The following is a 23,987-nucleotide window of genomic DNA, read 5'->3' on the forward strand; positions in this document are numbered from 1 at the left end:
GCGCCATGCGGCCCCCAGGGCACGTGTACGCGATACCGGACACCGAGAACGGTGGGCGCCGCCCACCGGTCAGCGGCCAGAGCATGGGGGGCACGCCCGGTCCCGTTCCGAACCCGGAAGCTAAGCCCCATCGCGCCGAGAGTACTGCGGGGTCAGCCCGTGGGAGGCCAGGGCGCCGCTGACCGGTGGACGGCACCGAGCCGTCATCGACTTGAAGAAGGGGGAGGCCTCGCGGCCTCCCCCTTTTTTGCGTTATATACACGTTGTACTTTGGAATCTAGCTCCCCCGTATGCGCTCTTACTGTTTGGCTGTATTTTGAGTCCTTCTAGTGTATTTGAGCGATAATTACTCGAATTGGCGTTAGGGAGGGCTTGATGTTTACCGTATTTGTCTTGGGCAATATTGCTTCGGGTAAGTCGACTGCCTGCCGCTATTTCGAATCTCGTGGCGCTATGCTAATCGATCTGGATGAGCTTGCAAAATCGCTGTATGTGCCGGGCTCTGATATCGTCAATGCACTCGCGGATGAATTCGGTTGGGACATTTTGGATGAGGATGGCGGCGTTCGTCGCAGCATCCTCGCTTCTCGAGCTTTTGCTTCTCCTGATTCGGTCGCGCGGCTCAATGGCATTGTGCATCCCGTTCTCATTGAACAGCTTTCGCTTAGGATTCTCGATCCGGTTTGCTGCACGGTTTCATCTCCCCGTTATCCCTTTGCGGTGGTCGAGGTTTCTGCTCCGACTGGTTTTGAGGATGCATTTGGCTTGGCTGATGAAATTCTGGTCATCAGCGCCCCTTTGTCAGTTCGTCGCGAGCGCGCTATTCAACGTGGCATGGAGCCATCTGATTTCGATGCCCGTTCTGCTTGTCAGCCCGATGAGTCTGCGCTGTGCAATCTCGCTACAACGGTGATTGATAATGCCTCAGGCGATAATTCGCTCTTTGAGCAGCTTGACTCATGGCTTGCATGCCATGGGTTTATAGACACTGCGGATAAGGAGGATGCCGATGCCTAAGACACGTTTCTTTGCGTGGTATCGCGTGGCGCCACTTGCCGTTGTGTTCGTCTTCGGCCTTATTTCGCTCGTCTACTCGTATGCTCCTGCCGCCTTCTTTAAGCCTTTGTATCCGATTGACTACGAGGCGTATGTAAAGCAATCGAGCATTTCGCACAATCTTGATCCGTATCTGGTGTGTGCTGTTATAAAGTCTGAATCGAATTGGGATCCCGAGGCTGAGTCGACTCAAGGCGCTCGGGGATTGATGCAGCTGATGCCTGAGACTGCCCAGGATATGATTGCCTTGGGTCTTGTCGATGGTAGTGAGTATTCAGCCGACAACCTTAACGATCCCGCTACGAACATCGAGTTTGGCTGTGCGTATTTTTCGTATCTTCTAACGTATTTTAACGGGTCGACGGACAGCGCTATTGCTGCATATAACGCCGGCATGGGTAATGTGGACGGTTGGGCGCAGCAGGACACATCGCTTCACAACGCGATCACCTTTCCCGAGACGCAGGCTTATCTGATTCGCGTCAATAATGCCTGGGTTCGCTATAAGACTCTCTATCCTGATCGGTTCGTATAGGACTAAGCCCACCGCCTGCGTATACTGCAGATGTATGAGTTAGGAGTATCCATGGCGGAATTTGAAGTAGAACGCGTTGGCGGTGAACTTAAGCGCTTTGGCGTTGAGGGCGCTGAGGTGCCGTTTGAAGTCGTTTCTCCCTATGAGCCTGCCGGTTCCCAGCCCAAGGCCATTGAGTCGCTTGTGCAGGGTGTGAGGGACGGAGACCGCTATCAGGTTTTGCTGGGTGTGACTGGTTCGGGCAAGACCTTCACGATGGCAAAGACTATTGAGGCCCTGGGAAAGCCGACGCTGGTCATGGCTCCGAATAAAACGCTCGCCGCTCAGCTTGCAAGCGAGCTCAAAGAGTTCTTTCCCAATAATGCTGTGGTCTACTTCGTCTCGTATTACGACTACTATCAGCCCGAGGCGTATGTGCCGCAAAGCGATACATATATCGAGAAAGACTCCTCGATTAACGAAGAGGTCGAGATGCTGCGCCATCAGGCGACCGCGTCACTGCTCTCTCGACGCGATGTAATCGTTGTCGCATCGGTCTCGTGTATCTATGGCATTGGCTCTCCTGAGGACTATGCGGGTCTGGCTCCAAACGTCGACAAGAAGGTGCCGCTCGAGCGCGATGACTTTATCCATGCACTTATCGACATTCAATATGACCGCAATGACTATGACCTGGCACGCGGCACGTTCCGCGTGCGCGGCGATGTTGTCGACGTGTATCCGCCTTATGCCGAGCATCCGTTGCGGTTTGAGTTCTTTGGCGACGAGGTCGAGCTGATTGCCGAGATCGATGAGGTCACCGGTGAGATGCTTCGTGAGTACGAGGCCATCCCCGTATGGCCGGCATCGCACTACGTGACCGAGAAGCCGAAGGTCAAGGCGGCTCTGAAATCGATCAGCGAAGAGTGCGAGAAGCGCGTGGCGGAGCTCAAGGCGACCGACAAGTTGCTCGAGGCGCAGCGTTTGCAGCAGCGCACCGATTATGATCTTGAGATGCTCGAGACGATGGGCTTTTGCAACGGCATCGAGAACTACTCGCGTCATCTGGACGGTCGCAAGCCGGGTGAGCCGCCGTTTACCCTAATCGATTACTTTCCCAAGGATATGCTCTGCATCATCGACGAGAGTCATGTGACGGTGCCGCAGATCCGCGGCATGCACGAAGGCGACCGCTCGCGTAAGGTGACGCTGGTGGAGCATGGTTTTCGTCTGCCTTCGGCACTCGATAACCGCCCGCTTCGTTTTGATGAGTTTGAGGCGAGGATTCCCCAGTTCATCTACGTTTCGGCCACGCCGGGCGACTATGAGCTGCGGGTTAGCCAGAACGACGTTGAGCAGATTATTCGTCCGACCGGTCTGCTCGACCCCAAGATCGACGTTCGTCCGGTTCGTGGGCAGATTGACGATCTTGAGGACGAGATTCGCGAGCGCGTGGCGCGCAAGGAGCGCGTGCTGGTGACCACGCTCACCAAGCGCATGGCCGAGGACCTGACCGACCATCTGCTTGATGCCGGCATTAAGGTCAATTACATGCACTCCGATACGGCGACGATGGACCGTGTCGAGATCCTGCGAACGCTGCGCGAGGGAAAGATCGATGTTCTCGTTGGCATCAACCTGCTCCGCGAGGGTCTAGACCTTCCTGAGGTCTCGCTGGTGGCAATTCTCGACGCTGACAAGGAAGGCTTCTTGCGCAATCGCCGTTCGTTGATTCAGACGATTGGCCGTGCGGCCCGTAATGCCGACGGCGAGGTCATCATGTATGCAGACGTTGTGACCGATTCGATGAAAGAAGCCATCGAGGAGACGCAGCGCCGTCGCGAGATTCAGATGGCATATAACGAAGAGCATGGCATTGTTCCCAAGACGGTCCGCAAGGCCATTAACGACATTTCGAGCTTTATTGCCGAGGCCGAAAAGACTGTGGGCTCGAAGGGACGCTCGAGAGGCGATTCGCTGGGTCACGGTGCGTTCTATACGCCTGACGAAAACGGCGAGGGCGCCGCGCCGGAGACGGTGGCGCCCGAGCAGACACTTGCGGAGCAGTTGGAAGAACTGCCGCATGACGAGCTTGTGCGGATCGTCGAAACCATGGAAGAGGATATGCGCAACGCTTCTGCCGCCATGGACTTTGAGGAGGCGGCGCGCCTGCGCGATGCTGTCGTTCAGATTCGGGCGATGCTCGAGGGTGCGTCTGAGGACGAGACGATCGAGCGCTTACGTTCGCAGGCCCGCAAGGGTTCCACGTTCGCATCGGGCAGAAAACGCCAGGGTGCACGGTTTAAGAAATAGCGAACAGGCCCCGAGTTCCCTGTGGAGCTCGGGGCCTGTGTCTTTTGCGTGCTGGAATTCGTGCGCTAGAGGTCTGCGATCAGGGCTTCGGCGCAACGGATGCCATCGGTAGCGGCGCTCATGATTCCTCCGGCATATCCGGCTCCCTCGCCGCAAGGGTAGAGCCCCGGGGTCGATACAGCATGGCATTGCCGGTCTCGAGTAACGGTGACCGGAGAGCTCGAGCGTGTTTCAACACCGGTGAGGACGGCATCGGGATGGTCGTAGCCACGCAGTTTTTTGCCGAGCAAGGGAATTCCCAGACGAAGCGACTCGATGATATGTTGCGGCAATGACTCATCGATTGCTGTCCAAGTCACGCCGAGCGGATAGGTGGGCTTTACCTTGCCGCATGTCGTGCTGGCGCGTTCTGCAAGGAAATCGCCGACGAGCTGTGCCGGTGCGTTCCAGTTGGAGCCGCCAAGGCGATAGGCAGCCCGCTCGCAAATGCGCTGGAGTTCTACGCCTGCAAGAGGATCATCGCTGGGGAGATCATCGGGCGTGACGTTAACGAGGAGAGCGGCGTTTGCGTTGCGGCCGGCGCGGGCGTTGAGACTGGCGCCGTTGACGCACAGATGGCCGGGCTCTGAAGAGGCGGCGACAACCTGTCCGCCGGGACACATGCAGAATGAGAACACACTGCGGCCGTTGGGAAGATGGGCAACGAGCTTATAGGGGGCTGCTCCGAGCGCGGGATGACCCGCTGCGGGGCCATATTGCGCCCGATCGATATCACGCTGCGGGTGTTCGATGCGAACGCCCATGGCAAACGTCTTTTGAGCGAGGGCGACATGATGGGTTTTGAGAACCTCGAATACGTCGCGGGCAGAATGACCGCAAGCAAGGATGAGATGCTTTGTGTTGATTGACTCGCTTGTCGCGTCGTGGGACGACTGGATGTCGATACCGACAATGGTGCCAGACGCGTCGATGCGAATGTCGACGAGCTTCGTTCGATAACGGACGACACCTCCGAGCTGCTCGATGCGCTGGGATATAGCGGTGACAACTGTGGGAAGGATGTCGGAGCCAATGTGCGGCTTGGCATCCCACAGAATATCGCGGGGCGCACCCGCCTCGACGAAGGTTTCGAGGATAAGGCGATGGGCGGGATTTTTTGTTCCCGTATTGAGCTTGCCGTCCGAGAAGGTCCCCGCGCCGCCCAGACCAAACTGGATATTACTCTCGGGGTCGAGGATGCGCTCCTTTAGAAAGAGGTCGATCGCATGCGAGCGGCGAAATGCCGGGTCGCCGCGCTCGATGAGCAAGGGCTTAAGACCTGCTTCGGCGAGCGTAAGCGCAGCGAAAAGGCCGGCGCAGCCGGCACCGACAACGACAGGGCGTTCTTGAGGTGCGTCGGAGACGGGGGAGGGGAATGAAGGTTCATCGTCTTCTATCGCGCGTACACGCGAGCGGTCACGCTCGGCAACGCTGTCGACCGCTTCTCGCTCGAGGTGGGGACTAGTCAGCTCAACACGAAAGCTCAGGATAAAATGGACGTCTCGTTTTTTGCGAGCGTCGATTGACTTTCGGTGGAGCTCGATGGACTTGATCTCGGAGTCCTTGCAACGTAGGACGCGCTTGGCGACTCGCTTGCCAACAATGAGACAGGCATTCTCATCGCCGGCTTCATCGAGCGACGCGTTGACTTGGGTGATTTCGATCATCGAGGTCTCCTTAGAGGCAAGAAAGAGGCCGTCCGGTATCCCAGACGGCCCGAATGCGTTTTTGATTATAGACTGCGCGGCTACAGGCTGCTTGCAGCGCGAATGCCCGAGAGCCAGGCCCACGCAAGGTTAAAGCCTCCGCAATCGGCGTCGATGTCGAGCGCTTCTCCGCAGACGTAAAGCGGGGCGCCTGTGGTGCTGTTCACGTAAAGATTGGGTGTCGAGACGCACTCGATAGATATGCCGCCACGCGTGACCTGTGCTGAGCGCTCCTCTGCCGTCCCTTCGACGGACAGTTTAAAGTGCTTGAGGATTGAGACCAGGTGGATGACATCGCGCGAGCCGGGATGGCACCGCTCGAATGCCGTACAGACGACGTGTGAGAGCTGCGGGGCGAGCATGCCGTCAAGCCAGTGGGAGTTTCGGGGCGAAAAATCGCCGAGCACGTTGACACGCTGCTCGAGCGTATCGAGCAGCTCATCTTTGGAGAAATCTGGAAAGAAGTCGATCAGAACAGTGTCGCCCTGGTTGATACGGCGAGAGAGATTGAAGGCGGCGACGCCTGAGATGCCGAAGGCACGGAACAGCACTTCGCCATCTTCTCGCCAGAGCTCTTCGTGGCTGCGCGAGAGCGTTAAGCGGGCTCGGACGCGCAGACCATCCAGAGTTCCGAGTGCCGTCCGGTCGCCGACGACTGATGCCGATACGGGGCACAGGACGGGGCGCAGGGGCGTCAAGGGAAGGCTAAACACCTCGGCGATGCCGGTGGGGTTGCCGCCCGTAGCGATAACCACGGCCCTTGCCTGCAGGGCATCGCTCGTGCGAGGAGTATCGGCTAACGCCTTTCGAAGCGAACGGAGCTCCGTCTTTCGGTCGCCGTGCTTTTTGGGTTTGAGTACATGAGCGGGACGGTCGATCTGAAGCGTCCAGCCTTCGGAAGCCTTATGAGCCGCAATGACGTTAGTCCCGCAGAGTAGGGTGATGCCCAAACGCTCGCATGCATTGAGGAGTGCATCGCGAACCGACTCGGCGCGAAGGGAGCGCGGGTATAGGCGGCCTTCCTCACGGATCGTCATGATGCCCAGCGAGGAGAAAAAACTCTCGAGATCTTGCTCGGGTTGGGGGCCCATGATGGATTCGACAAAGGCGGGGTGGTTATATCGCCGAATGTCGATGGATTCGTTTGAGAGGTTGCAGCGGCCGTTTCCGGTTGCAAGCAGCTTGAGACCGCAGGCGACGTCGCGCTCGACGACGCAGACGCTTTTGTCGACACGCGCCGCCGTAATGGCGGCGGCGAGGCCCGAGGCCCCGCCGCCGATCACCAAGACGTCATAGAAGGCGCTTGCGTTCACTTAGGCCTCGTCTGTCTTGTGCGGGGCGATGGCCTCAACGGCGGAGACGGCTTGGGGCAGCATGCCGGCGGGCAGCGCGGTTTCGACTTCTCCCTTGTCGCAGGCTTCGGCGAGCGCGGGATCGATGGGCAGCTGACCAAGGATGTCGAGATGATAGGTCTCGGCGACCTCGGGAAGATTGCTCTTGCCGAAGACCTCGATCTTCTTGCCGCAGTCGGGGCATTCGATATAGCTCATGTTCTCGACAATGCCCAGAATCGGAACGTTCATCTTCTCGGCCATGTTGACCGCCTTGGCGACAATCATCGAGACTAAGTCTTGCGGGCTCGTGACGATGACGATGCCATCGACGGGCAGTGACTGGAAGACGGTGAGTGCGACATCCCCCGTTCCCGGGGGCATATCGACCAGCAGATAGTCGATGGGGCCCCAAGAGGTTTCGCTCCAGAATTGCCTGATGGCGCCGGCGATGACCGGACCACGCCAGAGGACGGGATCGGTCTCGTTTTGAAGCAGCAGGTTGGAGCTCATGACCTTGACGCCGTGCTCGGAGATCTCGGGCAGCATGAGGTTGCCGAGGGCATGGACATGGCGTCCGCTCATGCCGAACATTTTGGGGATGGAGGGGCCGGTGATGTCGGCGTCGAGAATGCCAACCTTGTTGCCGCGGCGGGCGAGCTCGGTTGCGATGGCGCCCGTCACAAACGACTTGCCGACGCCTCCCTTGCCGGAAAGCACAGCGATAACGCGCTTGACCTCCGACAGCGTATTCTCTTCAAATTGCGACGGCGTTGATTGTCCGCCGGCTGCTTGTGCGTGCTCGCAACCCATGTATGACTCCTTTGTATATGTTGGGGCCGGGGCCCCGCGATGTGACACGAGCGTCATTGTACCCTCGTTTGCGAGCGGGAGTCATTTGCGATGCATTTGGGCCGAGCGTGCTTGCAATACGATGGGTCCAAGCGAATGGGCGGGCTTATTGAACTTTGCTGGCGAACTCGAGGTATTGCATGCGCTGCAGCTTGTCGATCGTCGAGGCGTATGGGCTGTCTTCAGATTCCAAGTCGTAGCGCAGCCCGTCGGCACCAAGATAGCCGGCGACATTGATGGTGGGCACATCTGACCTTGTTGCAAGCAGGGCCTTTTGATAGCCAGTGAGCGGGGCGCCGATCTTATTAAGGGTAATAGCTGCAATCTCGTTTGCCCCGACGGTGTCGTAGACGTTGAGCTCGGTATTGCCGGCGATTTCATAGTTAGCCCAGACGAAATAGGTCGACTGATAGATACGGAAAGCGTGGCTTGCCGTATCTTCCTGAGGGTACAGCTCGTCGTTGAGAGTCGTTGCGGCGCTCGGCTGATGGTCGCCAAAAAAGACAAGAACAACCGGTCTGCCGATATTGCGGAGCTCGTTGATAAAGTACTCGAGGTCCCGGTCGGATGCATTGATGCAGGTGAGATAGGTATTGAGCGCGCTATTGGCGCCCTCGCTGGCTCCCTCGACCCAATAGTTTGTCAGCTCTTCGGCGGGAACGGTGCCATAGTCGTAGCCGCCGTGATTTTGCATCGTGACGTCAAAGATGAACTGCGGGGCTTCGTCGGTTCTGAGCAGGTCGAGTATCTTGTCGTAGGTGGCGTAGTCGCATACGCCGGCATGGTAATAGGGCGCACCTTCGAAATCGCCGATTGAAAGAAAGTCTCCAAAACCCAGCTGCTGATAGATTTTATCTCGATGGTAGTTGACGGGGTTTTGCGGGTGCATAGCGGTAGTGGTATACCCGAGCTCTTTAAGGTCCTTTGCCAGGCTGTTGACGCCATTCATCTGATACAGCTGATAGGGGATTTTGCCTAATCCGACAAAGGCCGTTGTCGCTCCGGTCAAAAATTCGAATTCGGAGTTCGCCGTTCCGCCACCGGTGACCGAAGCGAGCATGGTGCCGCGAACAAGTGTGTCGGGAAGCGAGTTGTAGAATGCGGGACCGGTGTACCCGGCCGCCTGGAGCTGCTCAAAGCACGAAAGGTCGCTAAAACTCTCGTTCATGACGGCAACAATCGTCGGCTTGATTTCATTGAACTGGGCAACGGCCGCCGCGCGCTGCTCGCTCGAGCCATACGTGCTGTCGTAGGCGGCGGCGAGCTCCTGCTCGATGCTCTGCGCCTCATCGGGCGTATAGTCTTCGGGCTTTTCAATGGGCAACTCGTTGACCATTTCGGTGAACGAAGTGATAAAACCCTGAGACGCATACGTGGTGATGGGCTGCCAACGGTCAAATCCAAAATCCAGCGACTGCTCCAAGTCGATGTTGGAAAAGCCCAAGAGCCCCACAACGGTCACTAGCAGAAAAGCGCAGAGGTTAGCGGCGATTGCGGGGAAGACATGGGCGGGCGTACGGAGCTTTCGCGGTCGGATAAGCGAAAGAAGCCCCAGGGAAATCTCCAGCAGGGCGAGTGAGGTTACGATTCCTGCAGTGAAGGTGAACTCATATCCCTCACTTACTTCCATTGCGGTGCCCAATGCCAAAATGTCGCTCGGCAGGATGGCCTCGCCTTTAAACGTTATGACGAAGTGCTCGGCAATGCCAAGGGTACAACAGACGACGGGCACGAGGGCCATGACTCCTCCATGACGCTGTCCCAGCAAATAAAGGGAGAGCAGAACCGTCGCGAGCAGCCCAACGGAAAACCCGAATGAGTTGGCGGGAATGCGATAGAACGTTTCGTTGCAGGCAATTTCGAGTGAAACGAACGAGGGCGCTGAAACAGCGGCGACGACAAGGATGTCGCGGCAAATACAGGCAACCGTTCCCGTCGCAAGATCGGTTTGGTCGATAAGTCCCGAAACCAAGGGCTCGACAAGAAGTATGACGGCGGCAGCACCGAGCGCCGAATAAGAAAGGACCCATAGGGAACAGTCCTCATTTACGAGCAATTGATTCGTAATCCATGCAGCTACCATGCCGAGCGGGATGAGGAGCATCGCGCACCAAAAGACGCGGGCAATGGGCGGTTTTTCGTTGTGTTTGATTGAAAAATACACGCGCACGACGACGGCGGCCACGATAAGGACGGCGATGAATATGGGCAGATTGGCCATGCCACTCGAAGTGATTTCAAGGGGGATATCTTCGGTCATGGACGTTCCTCTGTTACAGCAAATTAAGTTCAGTTTTAGATTACTCTAACCTTTCCACAGCATTTCGAGAAACAAAGCACCCGACACGCAAAGCAAAAGGTCTGCGAATCTTGTATTACGAACATCTGTGCGCGTTGAGTGCGTTAAACTCATCGACAGTGTGATTTGAGGTTATAGGAGGCAAGGAGCTTCCATGTCTGATTCTTCTATCGTTATCCGTGGTGCGCGCGAACACAACCTGCGCAATATCGATGTTTCCATCCCGCGCGACGAGCTCGTGGTCATTACCGGTCTTTCGGGCTCGGGCAAGAGCTCGCTGGCGTTTGACACGATCTATGCCGAGGGTCAGCGTCGCTACGTGGAGAGCCTGTCGAGTTATGCGCGCCAGTTTTTAGGCCAGATGGACAAGCCCGATCTAGACTCGATCGACGGCCTTTCGCCGGCCGTCTCGATCGATCAGAAGACGACGTCCAAGAATCCGCGCTCGACGGTGGGTACTGTAACTGAGATTTATGACTACCTTCGCTTGCTTTTTGCACGCGTGGGCACGCCGCACTGCCCCGAGTGCGGTCGCGTTATCGAACGCCAGACCACCGATCAGGTCGCCGATAAGGTCCTGGCAGCGGGAGAGGGTCGTCGTGCGTTTGTGCTGGCACCGGTGGTGCGCGGGCGCAAAGGCGAGTACGCAAAATTGTTCGAGGATCTTCGGGCTGAGGGCTTTAGCCGCGTGCGTGTCGACGGCGAAGTACGCTCGCTCGACGACCCCATCGATCTGGACAAAAAGTTCAAGCACGATATCGAGGTCGTAGTCGACCGCATCGTGATTCGGGAAAACTCTCTGGGCCGTATCGCCGAGTCGGTTGAACAGGCGACTGCCTTGGCACACGGCAATGTGAACGTGTACATGCTGCCCGATCGCGATGCTCCCGAGGGAACCGAGGGCGAGCTGCTGGAGTATTCGTTGGCTCTGGCGTGCCCGGAGCACGGACACTCCATCGACGACCTACAACCCCGCGACTTTTCGTTCAACGCGCCCTATGGTGCGTGTCCCGAGTGCGATGGTCTGGGCTTTAAGAAAACGGTCGATGCCGAGGCGCTGATTGAGGACCCGTCGAAGTCGATTGCCGATGGGGTCTTTGGAAGCCTGTTCGGCAATTCGAACTACTACCCCCAGATCTTCGCCGCGGTCTGTAAGCACTTTAAGGTGAGCGCGGATACACCGTGGGAAGACCTACCTCCGCGAGTGCGCCGTGCATTTTTGGATGGCATGGGCGACAAGAAGATTTCGGTGGACTATCAAAAGCTCGACGGTCGTCGCAGCCAGTGGGACACCAAGTTTTCGGGCGTGCGCAATATCCTGTACGAGCGCTATACCGAGACGACCAACGAGAACACTAAGGCGCGCCTGGAGAAGTACATTCGCGAGGAGCCGTGTTCGAGCTGCCATGGTGCTCGCCTGCGCCCCGAGATGCTCGCCGTCACCGTGGGCGGCAAGTCCATTTATGAGGTTTGCTGCCTGTCGTGCCGCGAGTCGCTCGAGTTTTTTGAGGACCTTGAGCTCACCGAGCGTCAACAATTCATCGGCGGTCGTATCGTCAAGGAAATCCTGGAACGCTTGCGTTTTCTGGTTGATGTCGGCCTTGATTATCTGACGCTCGATCGTGCTTCGGCGACGCTTTCCGGCGGTGAGGCGCAGCGCATTCGCCTGGCTACGCAGATCGGTGCGGGCCTCATGGGCGTTCTCTATATTCTGGACGAGCCTTCGATTGGTCTTCACCAGCGCGACAACGAGCGGCTGATTAAGACACTCGAGCGCCTGCGCGATATCGGCAACACCGTTATCGTCGTTGAACACGATGAGGACACGATTCGCGCTGCCGACTATGTGATCGATATGGGGCCAGGCGCGGGCGTCAACGGCGGGCACGTGGTCGCCGCGGGAACGCCCGCTGACATCATGGCGTGCCCCGAATCAATGACGGGTGCCTATCTGACCGGCAAGCGAATGATTCGAGTTCCCAATGAACGCCGCAACCCCGGACGTGGCTGTCTTAAGATTACGGGAGCATGTGCCAACAACCTCAAAAACGTTACCGCCAAGATTGAGTTTGGCACGCTTACCGTCGTAACCGGCGTATCGGGATCGGGAAAGAGTTCCTTGGTCACCGATACGATTGCGCCTGCCCTCACCAACGCTATCCATCGCTCTACGCGTCCCGTGGGCCCGTTCAAAAAAATCGACGGTATCGAGTGCATCGATAAGGTGATCGATATTGATCAGTCGCCAATCGGCCGTACGCCGCGGTCGAATCCCGCTACCTATATTGGTTTGTGGGACGACCTGCGTGCGCTGTTTGCGAGCACGCCGGAGTCGAAGGCGCGTGGCTACTCGCCGGGACGCTTCTCCTTTAATGTGAGCGGCGGACGCTGCGAGGCGTGCAAGGGCGACGGCCAGATCAAGATTGAGATGCACTTTCTTCCCGATATTTATGTTCCCTGCGAGGCTTGTGGCGGCAAGCGCTATAACCGCGAGACGCTCGAGGTTACCTATCGTGGCAAGACTATCTCGGACGTACTTGACATGAGCGTGGCCGAGGCACTGGCTTTCTTTGGGAATATTCCGCAGATCAAACGAAAGCTTCAAACCCTGTATGACGTCGGCCTAGGTTATGTGAGCTTGGGCCAGCCCGCCACGACGCTCTCGGGTGGTGAGGCGCAGCGCGTAAAGCTCGCCAAGGAGCTTCATCGCCGTCAGACGGGTAAGACGTTCTATATTTTGGACGAGCCTACGACCGGTCTTCATTTTGAGGACGTTCGCCAGTTACTTGATGTGTTGCAGCGTCTAGTCGATGCGGGCAATACGGTGTTGGTGATCGAGCACAACCTCGATGTCATCAAGGTCGCCGACCGTCTGATCGATATGGGTCCCGAGGGTGGCAACGGTGGCGGAACTGTCGTGGTCTCGGGTACGCCAGAGCAGGTTGCGGCATGCCCGCAGAGCTATACCGGCAAGTTCTTGGCGCCGTTGCTCAAACGCGATAAGGAGCGTCAAGCGCAACTCGATGCCTAATACATAGGTGTTTTTGAAACATGAGCGCCGCCGATTCCTTGCGATTCGGTGGCGCTCTCTTTGTCGAGATAGCGTATGCCGCGCAAATGGACATATACTTAAAAATTGCGTTCTTATATGAGGGAAAGGATATGCCATGCCGAAGGCCGTGAAGACGCCAAAGACCAACGCCATGCGTGAGCTGGAAAGCGCCGGCATCCCCTATGTTCTCCATACGTACGAAGACGATGACGACGAATCGTCGGGGCTGGGCGTCGCGATTTCCGAGCAGCTTGGCGAGGAGCCCGGTCAGGGATTTAAGACCCTGGTCTGCACGACGCCGTCCAACGACCATGTCGTATGCTGCATTCCCGTTGCCGACGAGCTCGACCTCAAGGCCGCCGCGCGCGCCGCAGGCGAAAAGTCGCTGACCATGATGCATGTCAAAGATTTGCTTGCCGCGACGGGGTATGTCCGCGGCGGTTGCAGTCCGGTCGGTATGAAAAAACGCTTCCGGACTCTGATCGATGAGACATGCGTCCTTTGGGATACCATTTTTATCTCGGGTGGCAAGCGCGGCTATCAGCTTGAGCTTGCTCCCGATGACTTAGTTGCATTTTGCGGGGCGACGGTTGCCCCGATCACGAGAGAGGACTGAGCGATGCCGCAGGAAGAATCAAAGCGCGGAGCTCACTTTGCAAAAGGGTCGGCTCCTCAGACGCCCGCGCCCGAGGCCGCTTCGTTCGATAACGAGATTCGAAACGCCTGGTCCGCTGTCGCTGACCCGGGCGAGACGGCCGTGTACTTGCGTGCCGCCGGTGCCGGCACGGCACTTCCCCGTACGGTTCTTTCTTCGGCTCGTCCCGATGAGACGGCTGTCTTTTTGGCCGCCGCTCAATCGAGCGCCAGCGTGATGCCGATCGCCTCCGAGGCTCCTCGTGCGCCGCGTCCCGATGAGACGGCGGTGTTTTTGATGGCAGCCCAGGGAAAGAGCACACCGCAGAGCGCTCCTGCCGCTCGTTCCGCCAAGCCCACGGCTCATGATGATGGCGAACCGCTTTTTTCGGATGACGAATGGTCGCCGCTTGGTTCGACCGATCCCGTCGAGGGCGTGGCCATCGACGGTGATGACGACTGGGACCCTCTGTCGTTTTCTGCCCGAACCGTCGCCGCCAATGAAGTTGACACGGTGTTTGGCAACCATGCCATATTCGATGATGATGCCGTATCCGGTAACAACATGCCGAACAGCGATGACGCCGCACCTGCTGATGACGCCGTTTTGGTTGACGATCCCTTTGCGATAACCGGCTCCTTTGCCGTCGTGGACGATTTGCCGCCACAAGATGAGGTTTATGAGGACTCTCAGGACGACGTAGACGATATGGGTTCGTCGGACTACTCCACGGTTGGTCGTTCTGCTGGCCTTATGACCGTGCTGACCATCGTGTCGCGTGTCACCGGGTTTATCCGCACGTGGGCCATGGCGGCCGCCATCGGTATGTCGCTGCTCTCGTCCTCCTATCAGGTTGCCAACAACCTGCCCAACATGCTCTACGAGCTCGTGATGGGCGGCATGCTCGTTACGGCGTTTTTGCCAGTGTATATGGGTGTGAGGCGCGAGCAGGGTCGCGAGGCATCGAACGAGTATGTCGGCAACCTGCTCGGTATTCTGCTTCTGCTGCTGGGCGGTATCTCGCTGCTGGGCACCGTGTTTGCTCCCGGCTTTATTTGGACGCAGTCGTTCCTTTCGGGCGATGGCGGCAGCATGGATACCGCTGCGTTCATGTTCCGCTTCTTTGCTATTCAAATTCTGTTTTATGGCTTGGGCTCGGTGTTCTCGGGCGTTCTCAACGCACACCGCGACTATTTCTGGTCGACGTTTGCCCCGGTTCTCAACAATGTCATCGTCATCGCCAGCTTTATGGGCTTTGCTCCCGTGTCTGCACAATTTGGCGAGCAGGCCGGTATTATCTTGATCGCAGCTGGTACGACCCTCGGCGTCTTTGTCCAGATGGCCTGCCAGATTCCCGCGCTTGGCAAGCATGGCGTGCATCCTCATATCCATATCGACTTTAAGGATCCCGCGCTGCGACAGACGATCGCGCTTGGTATCCCGACGCTGCTCGCCACGGTGTGCATGTTTGTCTCGACCTCCATTACCAATGCCGCCGCGCTGGTGGTGCAGCCCGAGACCGGCCCTTCCGTCATCGCATATGCGCGCCTGTGGTACACATTGCCCTATGCGCTGATCGCCGCCTCGCTTTCGACGGCACTCTATACCGAACTCTCTCACGATGCGCAGGAGAAGGATTACGACAGCGTCCGCACGGGCATTTCGCGCGGTGTCGCCCAGATGCTCTTCTTCCTGATTCCGTTTGCGATGTTTCTGATCGTCTTCGCCCGTCCGCTCAACATGATCTACTGCGCCGGCAAGTTCGATGAATCCGGTGTGGCGCTGGTGTCGGAGTTCCTTATCTATCTGGCACTTTCCCTGCCGCTCTACGGCGTGGTCGTGCTGATGCAGAAGAGCTTCTCGGCCCTGCTCGATATGAAACCTTATAGCCGCTATTGCCTGTACTCCGCTATCGGTCAGGCCGGTTCGGTGCTGCTGTTTGGCGTGGTGCTGGGCTACGGTATGCCGGCAATTGCGCTTTCGTACGTCGTTGACTACGTGGTCTTGGTCGGATGCTCACTGTGGTGGCTGCGCCGTCGTCTGCATGGCCTTCGGGTCAAGTCTATCCTGCATGGCGGTTTCTTCGGCCTACTGTTCGGTGGCTTGGGCGCTGCCGCGGGCGCCGGCGTCCTGTGGGCACTTGAGCACTTTGTCGGAGCGCTTGGCAGCTCGATCCTAATTACCCTGGGCTACGTTTGTGTTGCAGGTGTCGTCTCGCTCGCTGTAACTTTTGGTCTTGCCTTCGTCTTTAAGATGCCCGAGGTCTCGGCGCTGCTTCGTCGCAAGTAGGTGCGCGTGGCAGGTCACGACAACATTCCAACACTTGCCGAGCAGGTTTCGCGCGTTCCCACGCAACCCGGCTGCTACCTTTGGAAAGATGCCAAGGGTGATGTCATCTATGTGGGCAAGGCAAAAAACCTGCGTGCCCGTATGCGTCAATACGTGACGCTGCAGGACGAGCGTCAAAAGATCCCGCTCATGATGCAGCTGGTGGCGAGCTTCGACTATATCGTGGTGGAGACCGAGCACGAGGCATTGGTGCTCGAGCGCAATCTGATTGGCCAGTACCATCCGTACTTTAACGTCGATCTCAAAGACGATAAAAGCTATCCCTTTATCGCCATTACCAAGAGCGACTTGTTTCCGGCTATTAAATACACGCGAGAGCGTCATAAACCGGGAACGCGCTATTTTGGCCCCTATACCGATAGCCGTGCGGCGCGTGAGACCATCGATACGCTACGCAAGGTTATTCCTATTTGCTCGGCATCCTGTGCGGAATGGCGCCGCTGCCGCCGCATCGTCGAATCTCATAAGGGCGAAGAAGACATCGTCAATATGATTTGCGCGCAAAACGGGCGTCCTTGCTTTGACTACCATGTCGGGCGCGGGCCGGGCGCATGCGTCGGCGCGATTTCCCCTGCCGACTATGCCAAGAACGTCAAACGTGTCGAACGTTTCTTGTCGGGCCATCGCAAGGATGTCGTTGACGAGCTTACGTCCGAGATGACGGAGGCAGCCGAGACGCTCGATTTTGAGCGTGCGGCGCGCGTCAAGCGTCGCCTGGAAGTCATTAGGGGCCTGGACGATCGCCAACAGGTCGTTTTTCCATCGAGCGTCGATATCGACGTCATCGGCTTCTATCGCGAAGAGACTATTTCTGCCGCCTGTGTCTTTGTCGTTCGCGAGGGCCGAACGGTTCGAACTTGTGAGTTCATCCTCGATAAAGGCCTGGATGTCGACGAGGAAGAGCTTCAATCGGGCTTTCTTAAGCGCTATTACGACGAGACGGCTGATATTCCAGCCGAGATCAATCTCTCTGTCGAGCTTGAGGACGCCGAAGCGTTGGGGGAGTGGCTTGCGGGCAAGCGCGAACGCTCTTGCCATCTCCATAGGCCGCAGCGCGGCGAAAAGCACCGCCTGCTCGATATGGCTTCCAAAAATGCGCGCCATGCCCTCATGCGCTACATGATGCGCACGGGGTATGCTGACGATCGCACTAATCAGGCGCTCCTGGAGCTCGAAAGCGCGCTGGCGCTGCCTGCGCCGCCGTTGCGCATCGAGTGCTTCGATATCTCGACGTTGCACGGCACCTTTACCGTCGCTTCGATGGTGGTATTTACCAACGGCCGTGCCGACAAGGGCCAGTATCGTCGCTTTAAAATTCAGGCCGAATTGGACGAGGCGAACGACTTCGTATCGATGTCCGAGGTTCTGGGGCGTCGCTATGCTCCCGAGCGCATGGCGGACGAGCGCTTTGGCTCGCGCCCCGATTTGCTCGTTGTCGATGGCGGCAAGCCGCAATTGACCGCTGCAATTAAGCAACTTGAGGCGCTTGGCCTCGATATACCAGTTTGTGGCTTGGCAAAGGCCGATGAGGAAGTTTTCGTGCCATGGGACGAGACCCCCGTCGTGCTGCCGACCGGCTCCGCTTCGCTTTATCTGATCAAGCAGGTTCGCGATGAATCCCACCGATTTGCGATTACGTTCCATCGCGAGTTGCGCGATAAGGCTATGACGGTTTCGGTGCTTGACGACGTTCCGGGCGTGGGACCCACCAGAAAACGTGCCATTATGCGCCATTTTGGCTCGATGAAGCGTTTGCGCGCGGCAAGCGAGCAGGAGATTGCGGAAGTTCGAGGCGTTCCGGCCGATGTCGCCAAAGCGGTCCACGAGGCACTTGTTGCATGGAATGCCGAGCGCGCCCAGGCATCGGCCAGCCGTTCCGAAAACTAAACGCTCTTCTAAACAACTGATATACATGATTGGTTGATTTTCAATCATTTATTTCGCGGCGATTACCTGCTGATTTCGGGTTTTATTAACGCTAAAACGTTTGACTAGCCATGGTGAATAACCCTGCTATCCTGCGGGTTGACGAAGACTGATATCTCACCTCGTCGATACATACTGTCTGTCGAATCGTTTGTCAATGAATTCGGTGAACGGTAGTAAATACCGTTCAAGCGTATGTATGTATCGGTCGCCGAGCGCGGCACCCAAGTTGGGTTTGTCGGTAGGTAAGGTATATATCGTCCGCAAGTTGCGCGGGGGCAAGTCTAGGTGCTCCCGGGTAAGATTCTCTATTGATAGGAGAAGACATGGCCATCATCAACAAGGGTATGTCCAGGCGTTCGTTCCTCGGCCTCACCGGCAGCGTCGCTGCTGTCGCCGGCCTTGGTCTCACCGGCTGCGGTGGCAGCTCCAGCGACGAGGGTTCCGCTTCCGGTTCCACCGATTCCGCCAACCGTGGCGGCGGCGTGATCACCGCTGGTTCCGCTTACGCTCCGTCCAGCTTCGACCCCGCCAGCACCGGCTCCGCTGTTGGCCTGGGCGCTAACTGGCATGTCGTCGAGGGCCTTTACGGCATCGATTACCACGACTACAGCACCTTCAACGAGCTCGCCACCGACGATCCCAAGTCTGTGGACGACACTACCTTCGAGGTCACCATCCGCAAGGGTGCCAAGTTCTCCGATGGCACCGAGGTCACTGCTGACGACGTCGTTGCCTCCTACACCGCTTGCGCCGCTTCTGCTACCTATGCTCCGTTCTTCCAGCCCTTCGAGTCCATCGAGGCCAAGGACGCCAGCACTGTAACGGTCAAGACCAAGGTCCCCAACTTCTCCCTGCTCAAGGATCGTCTGGCCATCATCCGCGTTACCCCGGCTACCCAGGCCGAGGAGGATCGCGCCAAGCAGCCGATCGGTTCCGGCCCCTGGATGTACGACTCTATCTCCGATACCGAGATCACCCTGGTTCCCAACCCCGAGTACAACGGTGAGTATGCTGCCGAGGATAAGAAGATCCAGTACAGCATCCTGACCGACCCCACCGCTCGCGTTACCGCTCAGCAGGAGGGCTCCACGCTCGTTATGGAGCTCGTCACCGCTGACGCCGTCGACCAGCTCGAGAGCGCTGGCTGCAAGATCGATAACGTTCAGGGTTTCGGCACCCGCTTCATCATGTTCAACGTCGCCAAGGAGCCTTGGAACAACGTCAAGGTCCGTCAGGCCGTCATGTACGCGCTCGACACCGAGAAGATGATCACCAACACCTTCGCCGGCCTTGCCACCGCTGCCAGCTGCTACCTGCCCAAGAGCTTCACCAACTATCATGAGGCTTCCACGGTGTACAAGACTGACGCCAAGAAGGCCAAGAAGCTCATCGAAGAGTCTGGCATCACCCCGGGCGCCATCACCCTGCGCACCACCGACAACGAGCAGATCAAGGGTATGGCCGCTCAGGTCAAGAACGACCTCGACGCCCTCGGCTTCGATGTGACCATCCAGACCGATACCTCGCCGGCCACCTACGCTGCCATCGACGGCGGCGAGGCCTACGATATCCTTCTCGCTCCTGGCGATCCGTCCTGCTTCGGCGCCGATCCCGACCTGCTGCTCAACTGGTGGTATGGCGACAACGTCTGGATGCAGACCCGTTGCCCGTGGAAGGATTCCGCTGAGTGGGCGAAGCTCCACGGTCTCATGGACGAGGCTCTTGCCGCCGAGGGCGACGAGCAGCAGAAGAAGTGGAACGAGTGCTTCGACATCATCGCCGACAACGCCGTTCTGTACCCCGTTGTCCACGTCAAGACCGTCTCCGCTTCCTGGGACGATCCGTCCACCGCGCCCAACGGCGAGGCCCTCGATGGCTTCAAGGGCATCGGCACGACGAGCATGTCCTTCAGGGGCGTCGCGACCGTCAAGGCCTAAGACTCGCTTGAGTCATATGTGGGGCGTCGGTCGTAAGGCAACGTCCTCATAGTTGAAACAAAGACCCGGGCGGCCTCGATGTCGCTCGGGTCTTGTAATGAGTATCCATACTCATATACCAGTTGGTCCTACCGACAAAAGAAAGGGGAGAGAACGTGAACAACTTTCTACGTTTGATTGGAAGGCGTCTCGTGGCGCTGCCGATCATGGCATTGGGCGTCACCGTCCTGGTGTTCTTCCTTATGTCGTTCTCCAAGACCGACCCCGCCTATACGGCGTTGGGTGACGGTGCCTCGCCCGAGGCGGTTGCCGAGTACCATGAGAAGTATGGTCTGGACGACCCCTGGCCCGTGCGGTACGTGCGCTATATGGGCGATTTGATCCATGGTGACATGGGCACCTATGGTGCTGCTCGCAACTCCGTTGCCAAGCGCATCTCCACGGCCCTGCCCGTCACGATGCAGCTGACCTTCATCGGTCTTGCCATCGGCGCGGTCGTCTCGTTTTTGCTCGGCGTCATCGCGGCACTGTATCGCGATAAATGGCCGGACCAAGTGATCCGCGTCTTCTCCATCGCCGGCTTGGCAACCCCGTCGTTCTGGCTTGCCGTCCTGTTGATCCTGCTGTTCTCTTCCTACCTTAAGGTGCTCCCGGCGTCCGGTGCTCTGCCTCACTTCACCACCAACCCGGCTGGCTATCTGGGACGTATGATCATGCCCGCTATCGCCCTGGCATTCCCGCTGACGGGCCAGATGACTCGTATCGTGCGTACGGCCATGGTTGAGGAGCTCGATAAGGACTACGTCCGCATGGCCCGTGGCGCCGGCGTTCCCGAGAAGGTCGTCGTCGGCATCAACGTTTTGCGCAACGCGCTGATCACCCCGGTCACCACCCTCGGTCTTAAGATCGGTTACCTTATGGGCGGCGCCGTCGTCATCGAGGTCATCTTCAACCTCCCCGGCATGGGTACTGCGATTCTGCAGGGCGTTCAGGGCAACGAGGCGAACCTGGTTCAGGGCGTCGTCATCGTCGTTGCTCTTGCCTTCATCATCATCAACATCGTGGTTGACATGCTCTACCTGCTCATCAACCCGCGCATCAGGACGGTGTAGATTATGGTAAAGATTCGAGAGAAGCAAACCGAGCAGCTCGAGAAAGCTGCCTCCAAGGGGCTCAAGCTCGGTGGCTGGAAGAAGATGACGCTGTCTTCTAAGATTGCCGCCGTCGTGCTGGCACTGGTCGCCCTGACCGCGATTCTGGCGCCCCTTCTTGCCCCCTATAGCCCGGTCGAGATTTTCACTGCTCGCCAGGCTCCCGGCAATGGATTTATCTTCGGTACCGACGATAAGGGCCGCGACATCCTGTCGCGTATGCTTTACGGTGGCCGTTACTCGCTGATCATCGGCTTCGGTGCTACTGCCATGGCTCTGGTCTGCGGCTCGGTCGTGGGCGCCCTCGCGGCGGTTTCGCGCAAGTCCGTTTCCGAGGCGATCATGCGCATCCTGGACATCATCATGTCCATCCCGGGCATCGCTCTCGCTGCCGTCTTCGTCTCCATCCTGGGCAATTCCGTGCCGTCGATCATCTTCGCCATCGGCTTTATGTACACTCCGCAGATTGCCCGTATCGTGCGCGCCAACATCGTGTCCGAGTACGGCGAGGACTATGTCCGCGCGGTCATCGTTTCCGGCGCCAAGGCTCCGTGGATTTTGATCAAGCATGTTCTGCGTAACTGCATCGCCCCGATCATGGTCTTCACCGTTACCCTGGTCGCCGACGCCATCATCTTCGAGGCCTCGCTGACCTTTATCGGCGCTGGTATCCAGGAGCCCACCGCTACCTGGGGCAACATCCTCGCCGACGCCCGCGGCGGCGTGCTCGCTGGCCGTTGGTGGCAGGCACTGTTCCCGGGCCTGGCCATCATGATCACCTGCCTGGCGCTCAACATCCTCTCCGAGGGCATTACCGACGCCATGGCCGCTGCTCCCTCTGCCGCCCTGGATCCGACCGACTCCTCCAAGCGCCGCGAGGCCGACCTGCTGGTCTCCGACCCCGTTCGCGCTTACAAGGAGCAGGCTCAGTCCCTGTCCGCCCGTCTTGGCGCCCTGCGCGATGTCGAGCTCAAGCGTAACGACCGCCATGTGCCCGATGAGTCCGTTGAGCCGATCCTTTCGGTCCGTGATTTCTGCATCCAGTTTGAGCACCACGGTGATATCAACGTCGTCGACCACGTCAACTTTGATGTCCGTCCCGGCCAGACCATGGGCCTGGTCGGTGAGTCCGGCTGCGGTAAGTCCATCACCACGCTGGCCATCATGGGCCTGACCGACGATGACGAGCATCTCTCCGGCGAGGTTCTCTGGGAGGGCCGCGACCTGCTCAAGATGAGCAAGAAGGAGTGGTTCGGCCTGCGCGGTACCGATATCGCCATGGTCTATCAGGACGCCCTGTCCTCGCTCAACCCCTCCATGCTCATTTCCGCCCAGATGAAGCAGCTCACCAAGCGCGGCGGCACCCGAAGCGCCGAGGAGCTCCTGGAGCTCGTGGGTCTCGACCCCAAGCGTACGCTCGAGAGCTATCCGCATGAGCTTTCCGGTGGTCAGCGTCAGCGCGTTCTGATCGCTATGGCCCTTACCCGCGACCCCAAGCTGGTCATCTGCGACGAGCCCACGACCGCTCTGGACGTTACCGTCCAGAAGCAGGTCATCAAGCTGCTTAACGACCTTCAGGCCAAGCTCGGCTTTGCCATGATCTTCGTTTCGCACGACCTGGCACTGGTCGCCGAGGTCGCTCATAACATCACGGTTATGTACGCCGGTCAGGTTATCGAGCAGGCGCCCACCAAGGAGCTGCTCACCAACCCGATCCACGAGTACACTCGCGGTCTTCTGGGTTCCGTCCTGTCCATCGAGAGCGGTTCGGGCCGCCTGCACCAGGTGCCCGGCGCCGTTCCGAGCCCGCGCGATTTCCCCAAGGGCGATCGCTTCGCACCCCGCTCGAGCCATCCGCGCATTGGCCTGGACACCCGTCCGGTCTTCAAGCGCGTGCCCGGCACCGAGCACTTCTATTCCGAGCTCCCCGATGAGGTGCTCAAGGCAAATGGTTTGACCCCTCACGCGGAGGTGATGTAGATGAGCGAGACCGCAGTCAACGGCGTCGAGCCGATCATCTTCCTTGATGACGTCCACGTCACCTTTAGGACCCGTACCGGCTCGATTCTGCACCCCAACCTGGTTCACGCCGTCCAGGGTGTAACGATTAAGCTCATGCCCGGACAGACTATCGGCATCGTCGGCGAGTCCGGTTGCGGAAAGTCCACCACCGCCAACGTCATGTGCGGCCTGCAGGCCCCCACGAGCGGCAAGGTCTACTTTAAGGGTAAGGACGTTACCAAACGTACCGCCGAGGACCGTCGCCACATGGGTCGCGTCATCTCGGTCGTGTTCCAGAACCCGGCCACGGCGCTCAACCCCCGCATGGTCGTTCGCGAGCAACTGCTCGACCCCATGCGCGTCCACAACCTGGGCACCGAGGCCGAGCAGGAGAAGCGCGTCAAGGAGCTCTTGGAGCTCACCGGTCTGCCCAGCTCCGCCGCCGAGGTTCTTCCCGGCCAGCTTTCGGGCGGCCAGCGCCAGCGCGTCGCAATTGCCCGTGCCCTGTCGCTGAACCCCGATGCCATCATCGCCGACGAGCCCACCTCGGCTCTGGACGTTTCGGTCCGCGCGCAGATTCTGAACCTGCTGACCGACCTTAAGAAGGAGCTCGGCCTGGCCATGGTGTTCATCAGCCATGACATCCAGACGGTCCGCTATATCTCTGACGACATCATCGTTATGAATGGCGGCAAGATCGTCGAGCAGGGCGAGGCCAAGCAGGTCTTCCAGCACCCTCAGGACCCCTACACCAAGATGCTGCTCGGCGCTGCGCCGTCGCTGCTGCATCCCAAGCTCGGCGAGTAGCCTCGCTTTCCCTCCCG

General features: G+C 58.4%; 15 protein-coding genes and 1 rRNA gene. 12 read left to right on the forward strand and 4 right to left on the reverse strand.

The annotated features are described in order from the left end of the window. Nucleotides 1–68: 68 nt before the first annotated feature. The 4 genes from rrf (at nucleotide 69) to uvrB (ending at nucleotide 3,883) form a co-directional block, all read left to right on the forward strand. Nucleotides 69–184 (forward strand): 5S ribosomal RNA (rrf, locus tag ACKUUJ_RS07445). A gap of 191 nt (nucleotides 185–375) precedes the next feature. Further along, nucleotides 376–1,017, forward strand: coding sequence for a dephospho-CoA kinase (gene coaE / locus ACKUUJ_RS07450; RefSeq protein ID WP_409065189.1), 642 nt, complete (start codon nucleotides 376–378; stop codon nucleotides 1,015–1,017). After that, entirely contained in the window at nucleotides 1,010–1,591 is a 582-nt protein-coding gene (locus ACKUUJ_RS07455) for a lytic transglycosylase domain-containing protein (protein WP_349125630.1), read from the forward strand. The genes coaE and ACKUUJ_RS07455 overlap by 8 nt, the downstream gene beginning before the upstream one ends. Before the next feature lie 51 nt (nucleotides 1,592–1,642). Next, nucleotides 1,643–3,883, forward strand: a complete 2,241-nt coding sequence (gene uvrB / locus ACKUUJ_RS07460) for an excinuclease ABC subunit UvrB (RefSeq protein ID WP_349125629.1) — start codon at nucleotides 1,643–1,645, stop codon at nucleotides 3,881–3,883. Nucleotides 3,884–3,948: 65 nt separating this feature from the next. Here the strand turns inward: uvrB and ACKUUJ_RS07465 are convergent, their stop codons facing one another. The 4 genes from ACKUUJ_RS07465 to ACKUUJ_RS07480 all read right to left on the reverse strand — a co-directional run bounded on the left by ACKUUJ_RS07465 (nucleotide 3,949) and on the right by ACKUUJ_RS07480 (nucleotide 10,071). Beyond that, on the reverse strand, nucleotides 3,949–5,589 hold the full coding sequence (locus ACKUUJ_RS07465) for an NAD(P)/FAD-dependent oxidoreductase (RefSeq protein ID WP_409065190.1): 1,641 nt from the start codon (nucleotides 5,587–5,589) through the stop codon (nucleotides 3,949–3,951). Between the two features lie 80 nt (nucleotides 5,590–5,669). Beyond that, on the reverse strand, nucleotides 5,670–6,941 hold the full coding sequence (locus tag ACKUUJ_RS07470) for an NAD(P)/FAD-dependent oxidoreductase (RefSeq protein ID WP_409065191.1): 1,272 nt from the start codon (nucleotides 6,939–6,941) through the stop codon (nucleotides 5,670–5,672). After that, the gene (locus tag ACKUUJ_RS07475) at nucleotides 6,942–7,772 is read right to left on the reverse strand and encodes an Mrp/NBP35 family ATP-binding protein (protein ID WP_409065192.1); all 831 of its coding nucleotides are present in this window, start codon (nucleotides 7,770–7,772) and stop codon (nucleotides 6,942–6,944) included. A gap of 145 nt (nucleotides 7,773–7,917) precedes the next feature. Then, nucleotides 7,918–10,071: an LTA synthase family protein gene (locus ACKUUJ_RS07480; RefSeq protein ID WP_409065193.1), complete on the reverse strand. Its 2,154-nt coding sequence runs from the start codon at nucleotides 10,069–10,071 to the stop codon at nucleotides 7,918–7,920. A 193-nt stretch (nucleotides 10,072–10,264) separates the two neighbouring features. Between ACKUUJ_RS07480 and uvrA the strand changes: the two genes are divergently transcribed. The 8 genes from uvrA to ACKUUJ_RS07520 all read left to right on the forward strand — a co-directional run bounded on the left by uvrA (nucleotide 10,265) and on the right by ACKUUJ_RS07520 (nucleotide 23,970). After that, nucleotides 10,265–13,141, forward strand: coding sequence for an excinuclease ABC subunit UvrA (uvrA, locus tag ACKUUJ_RS07485; protein ID WP_409065194.1), 2,877 nt, complete (start codon nucleotides 10,265–10,267; stop codon nucleotides 13,139–13,141). Nucleotides 13,142–13,277: 136 nt separating this feature from the next. Further along, nucleotides 13,278–13,778 carry a Cys-tRNA(Pro) deacylase gene (gene ybaK, locus ACKUUJ_RS07490; protein WP_118081932.1) on the forward strand — a complete coding sequence of 167 codons (501 nt, stop codon included), beginning with the start codon at nucleotides 13,278–13,280 and terminating at the stop codon, nucleotides 13,776–13,778. 3 nt (nucleotides 13,779–13,781) lie between these two features. Continuing rightward, nucleotides 13,782–16,085, forward strand: a complete 2,304-nt coding sequence (gene murJ, locus ACKUUJ_RS07495) for a murein biosynthesis integral membrane protein MurJ (protein WP_409065195.1) — start codon at nucleotides 13,782–13,784, stop codon at nucleotides 16,083–16,085. 6 nt (nucleotides 16,086–16,091) lie between these two features. After that, nucleotides 16,092–18,032: an excinuclease ABC subunit UvrC gene (gene uvrC, locus ACKUUJ_RS07500; RefSeq protein WP_305954489.1), complete on the forward strand. Its 1,941-nt coding sequence runs from the start codon at nucleotides 16,092–16,094 to the stop codon at nucleotides 18,030–18,032. Between the two features lie 365 nt (nucleotides 18,033–18,397). Further along, nucleotides 18,398–20,011 carry an ABC transporter substrate-binding protein gene (locus tag ACKUUJ_RS07505; RefSeq protein ID WP_409065196.1) on the forward strand — a complete coding sequence of 538 codons (1,614 nt, stop codon included), beginning with the start codon at nucleotides 18,398–18,400 and terminating at the stop codon, nucleotides 20,009–20,011. Nucleotides 20,012–20,166: 155 nt separating this feature from the next. After that, a complete protein-coding gene (locus ACKUUJ_RS07510; protein WP_022094871.1) occupies nucleotides 20,167–21,123 on the forward strand; it encodes an ABC transporter permease in 957 nt (318 codons plus the stop codon). 3 nt (nucleotides 21,124–21,126) lie between these two features. Then, on the forward strand, nucleotides 21,127–23,142 hold the full coding sequence (locus ACKUUJ_RS07515; RefSeq protein ID WP_117848733.1) for a dipeptide/oligopeptide/nickel ABC transporter permease/ATP-binding protein: 2,016 nt from the start codon (nucleotides 21,127–21,129) through the stop codon (nucleotides 23,140–23,142). Continuing rightward, the gene (locus ACKUUJ_RS07520; protein WP_006236159.1) at nucleotides 23,143–23,970 is read left to right on the forward strand and encodes an ABC transporter ATP-binding protein; all 828 of its coding nucleotides are present in this window, start codon (nucleotides 23,143–23,145) and stop codon (nucleotides 23,968–23,970) included. Nucleotides 23,971–23,987: the final 17 nt, after the last annotated feature.

It is taken from the genome of Collinsella sp. wc0583 (genome assembly GCF_046116915.1).
In the GTDB taxonomy this organism is placed as follows: domain Bacteria; phylum Actinomycetota; class Coriobacteriia; order Coriobacteriales; family Coriobacteriaceae; genus Collinsella.

Coding starts and splice junctions, on each gene's coding strand:
- coaE (WP_409065189.1), top strand. CDS start 376: ATGTTTACCGTATTTGTCTTGGGCAATATTGCTTCGGGTAAGTCGACT.
- ACKUUJ_RS07455 (WP_349125630.1), top strand. CDS start 1,010: ATGCCTAAGACACGTTTCTTTGCGTGGTATCGCGTGGCGCCACTTGCC.
- uvrB (WP_349125629.1), top strand. CDS start 1,643: ATGGCGGAATTTGAAGTAGAACGCGTTGGCGGTGAACTTAAGCGCTTT.
- ACKUUJ_RS07465 (WP_409065190.1), bottom strand. CDS start 5,589: ATGATCGAAATCACCCAAGTCAACGCGTCGCTCGATGAAGCCGGCGAT.
- ACKUUJ_RS07475 (WP_409065192.1), bottom strand. CDS start 7,772: ATGGGTTGCGAGCACGCACAAGCAGCCGGCGGACAATCAACGCCGTCG.
- ACKUUJ_RS07480 (WP_409065193.1), bottom strand. CDS start 10,071: ATGACCGAAGATATCCCCCTTGAAATCACTTCGAGTGGCATGGCCAAT.
- uvrA (WP_409065194.1), top strand. CDS start 10,265: ATGTCTGATTCTTCTATCGTTATCCGTGGTGCGCGCGAACACAACCTG.
- ybaK (WP_118081932.1), top strand. CDS start 13,278: ATGCCGAAGGCCGTGAAGACGCCAAAGACCAACGCCATGCGTGAGCTG.
- murJ (WP_409065195.1), top strand. CDS start 13,782: ATGCCGCAGGAAGAATCAAAGCGCGGAGCTCACTTTGCAAAAGGGTCG.
- ACKUUJ_RS07505 (WP_409065196.1), top strand. CDS start 18,398: ATGGCCATCATCAACAAGGGTATGTCCAGGCGTTCGTTCCTCGGCCTC.
- ACKUUJ_RS07515 (WP_117848733.1), top strand. CDS start 21,127: ATGGTAAAGATTCGAGAGAAGCAAACCGAGCAGCTCGAGAAAGCTGCC.
- ACKUUJ_RS07520 (WP_006236159.1), top strand. CDS start 23,143: ATGAGCGAGACCGCAGTCAACGGCGTCGAGCCGATCATCTTCCTTGAT.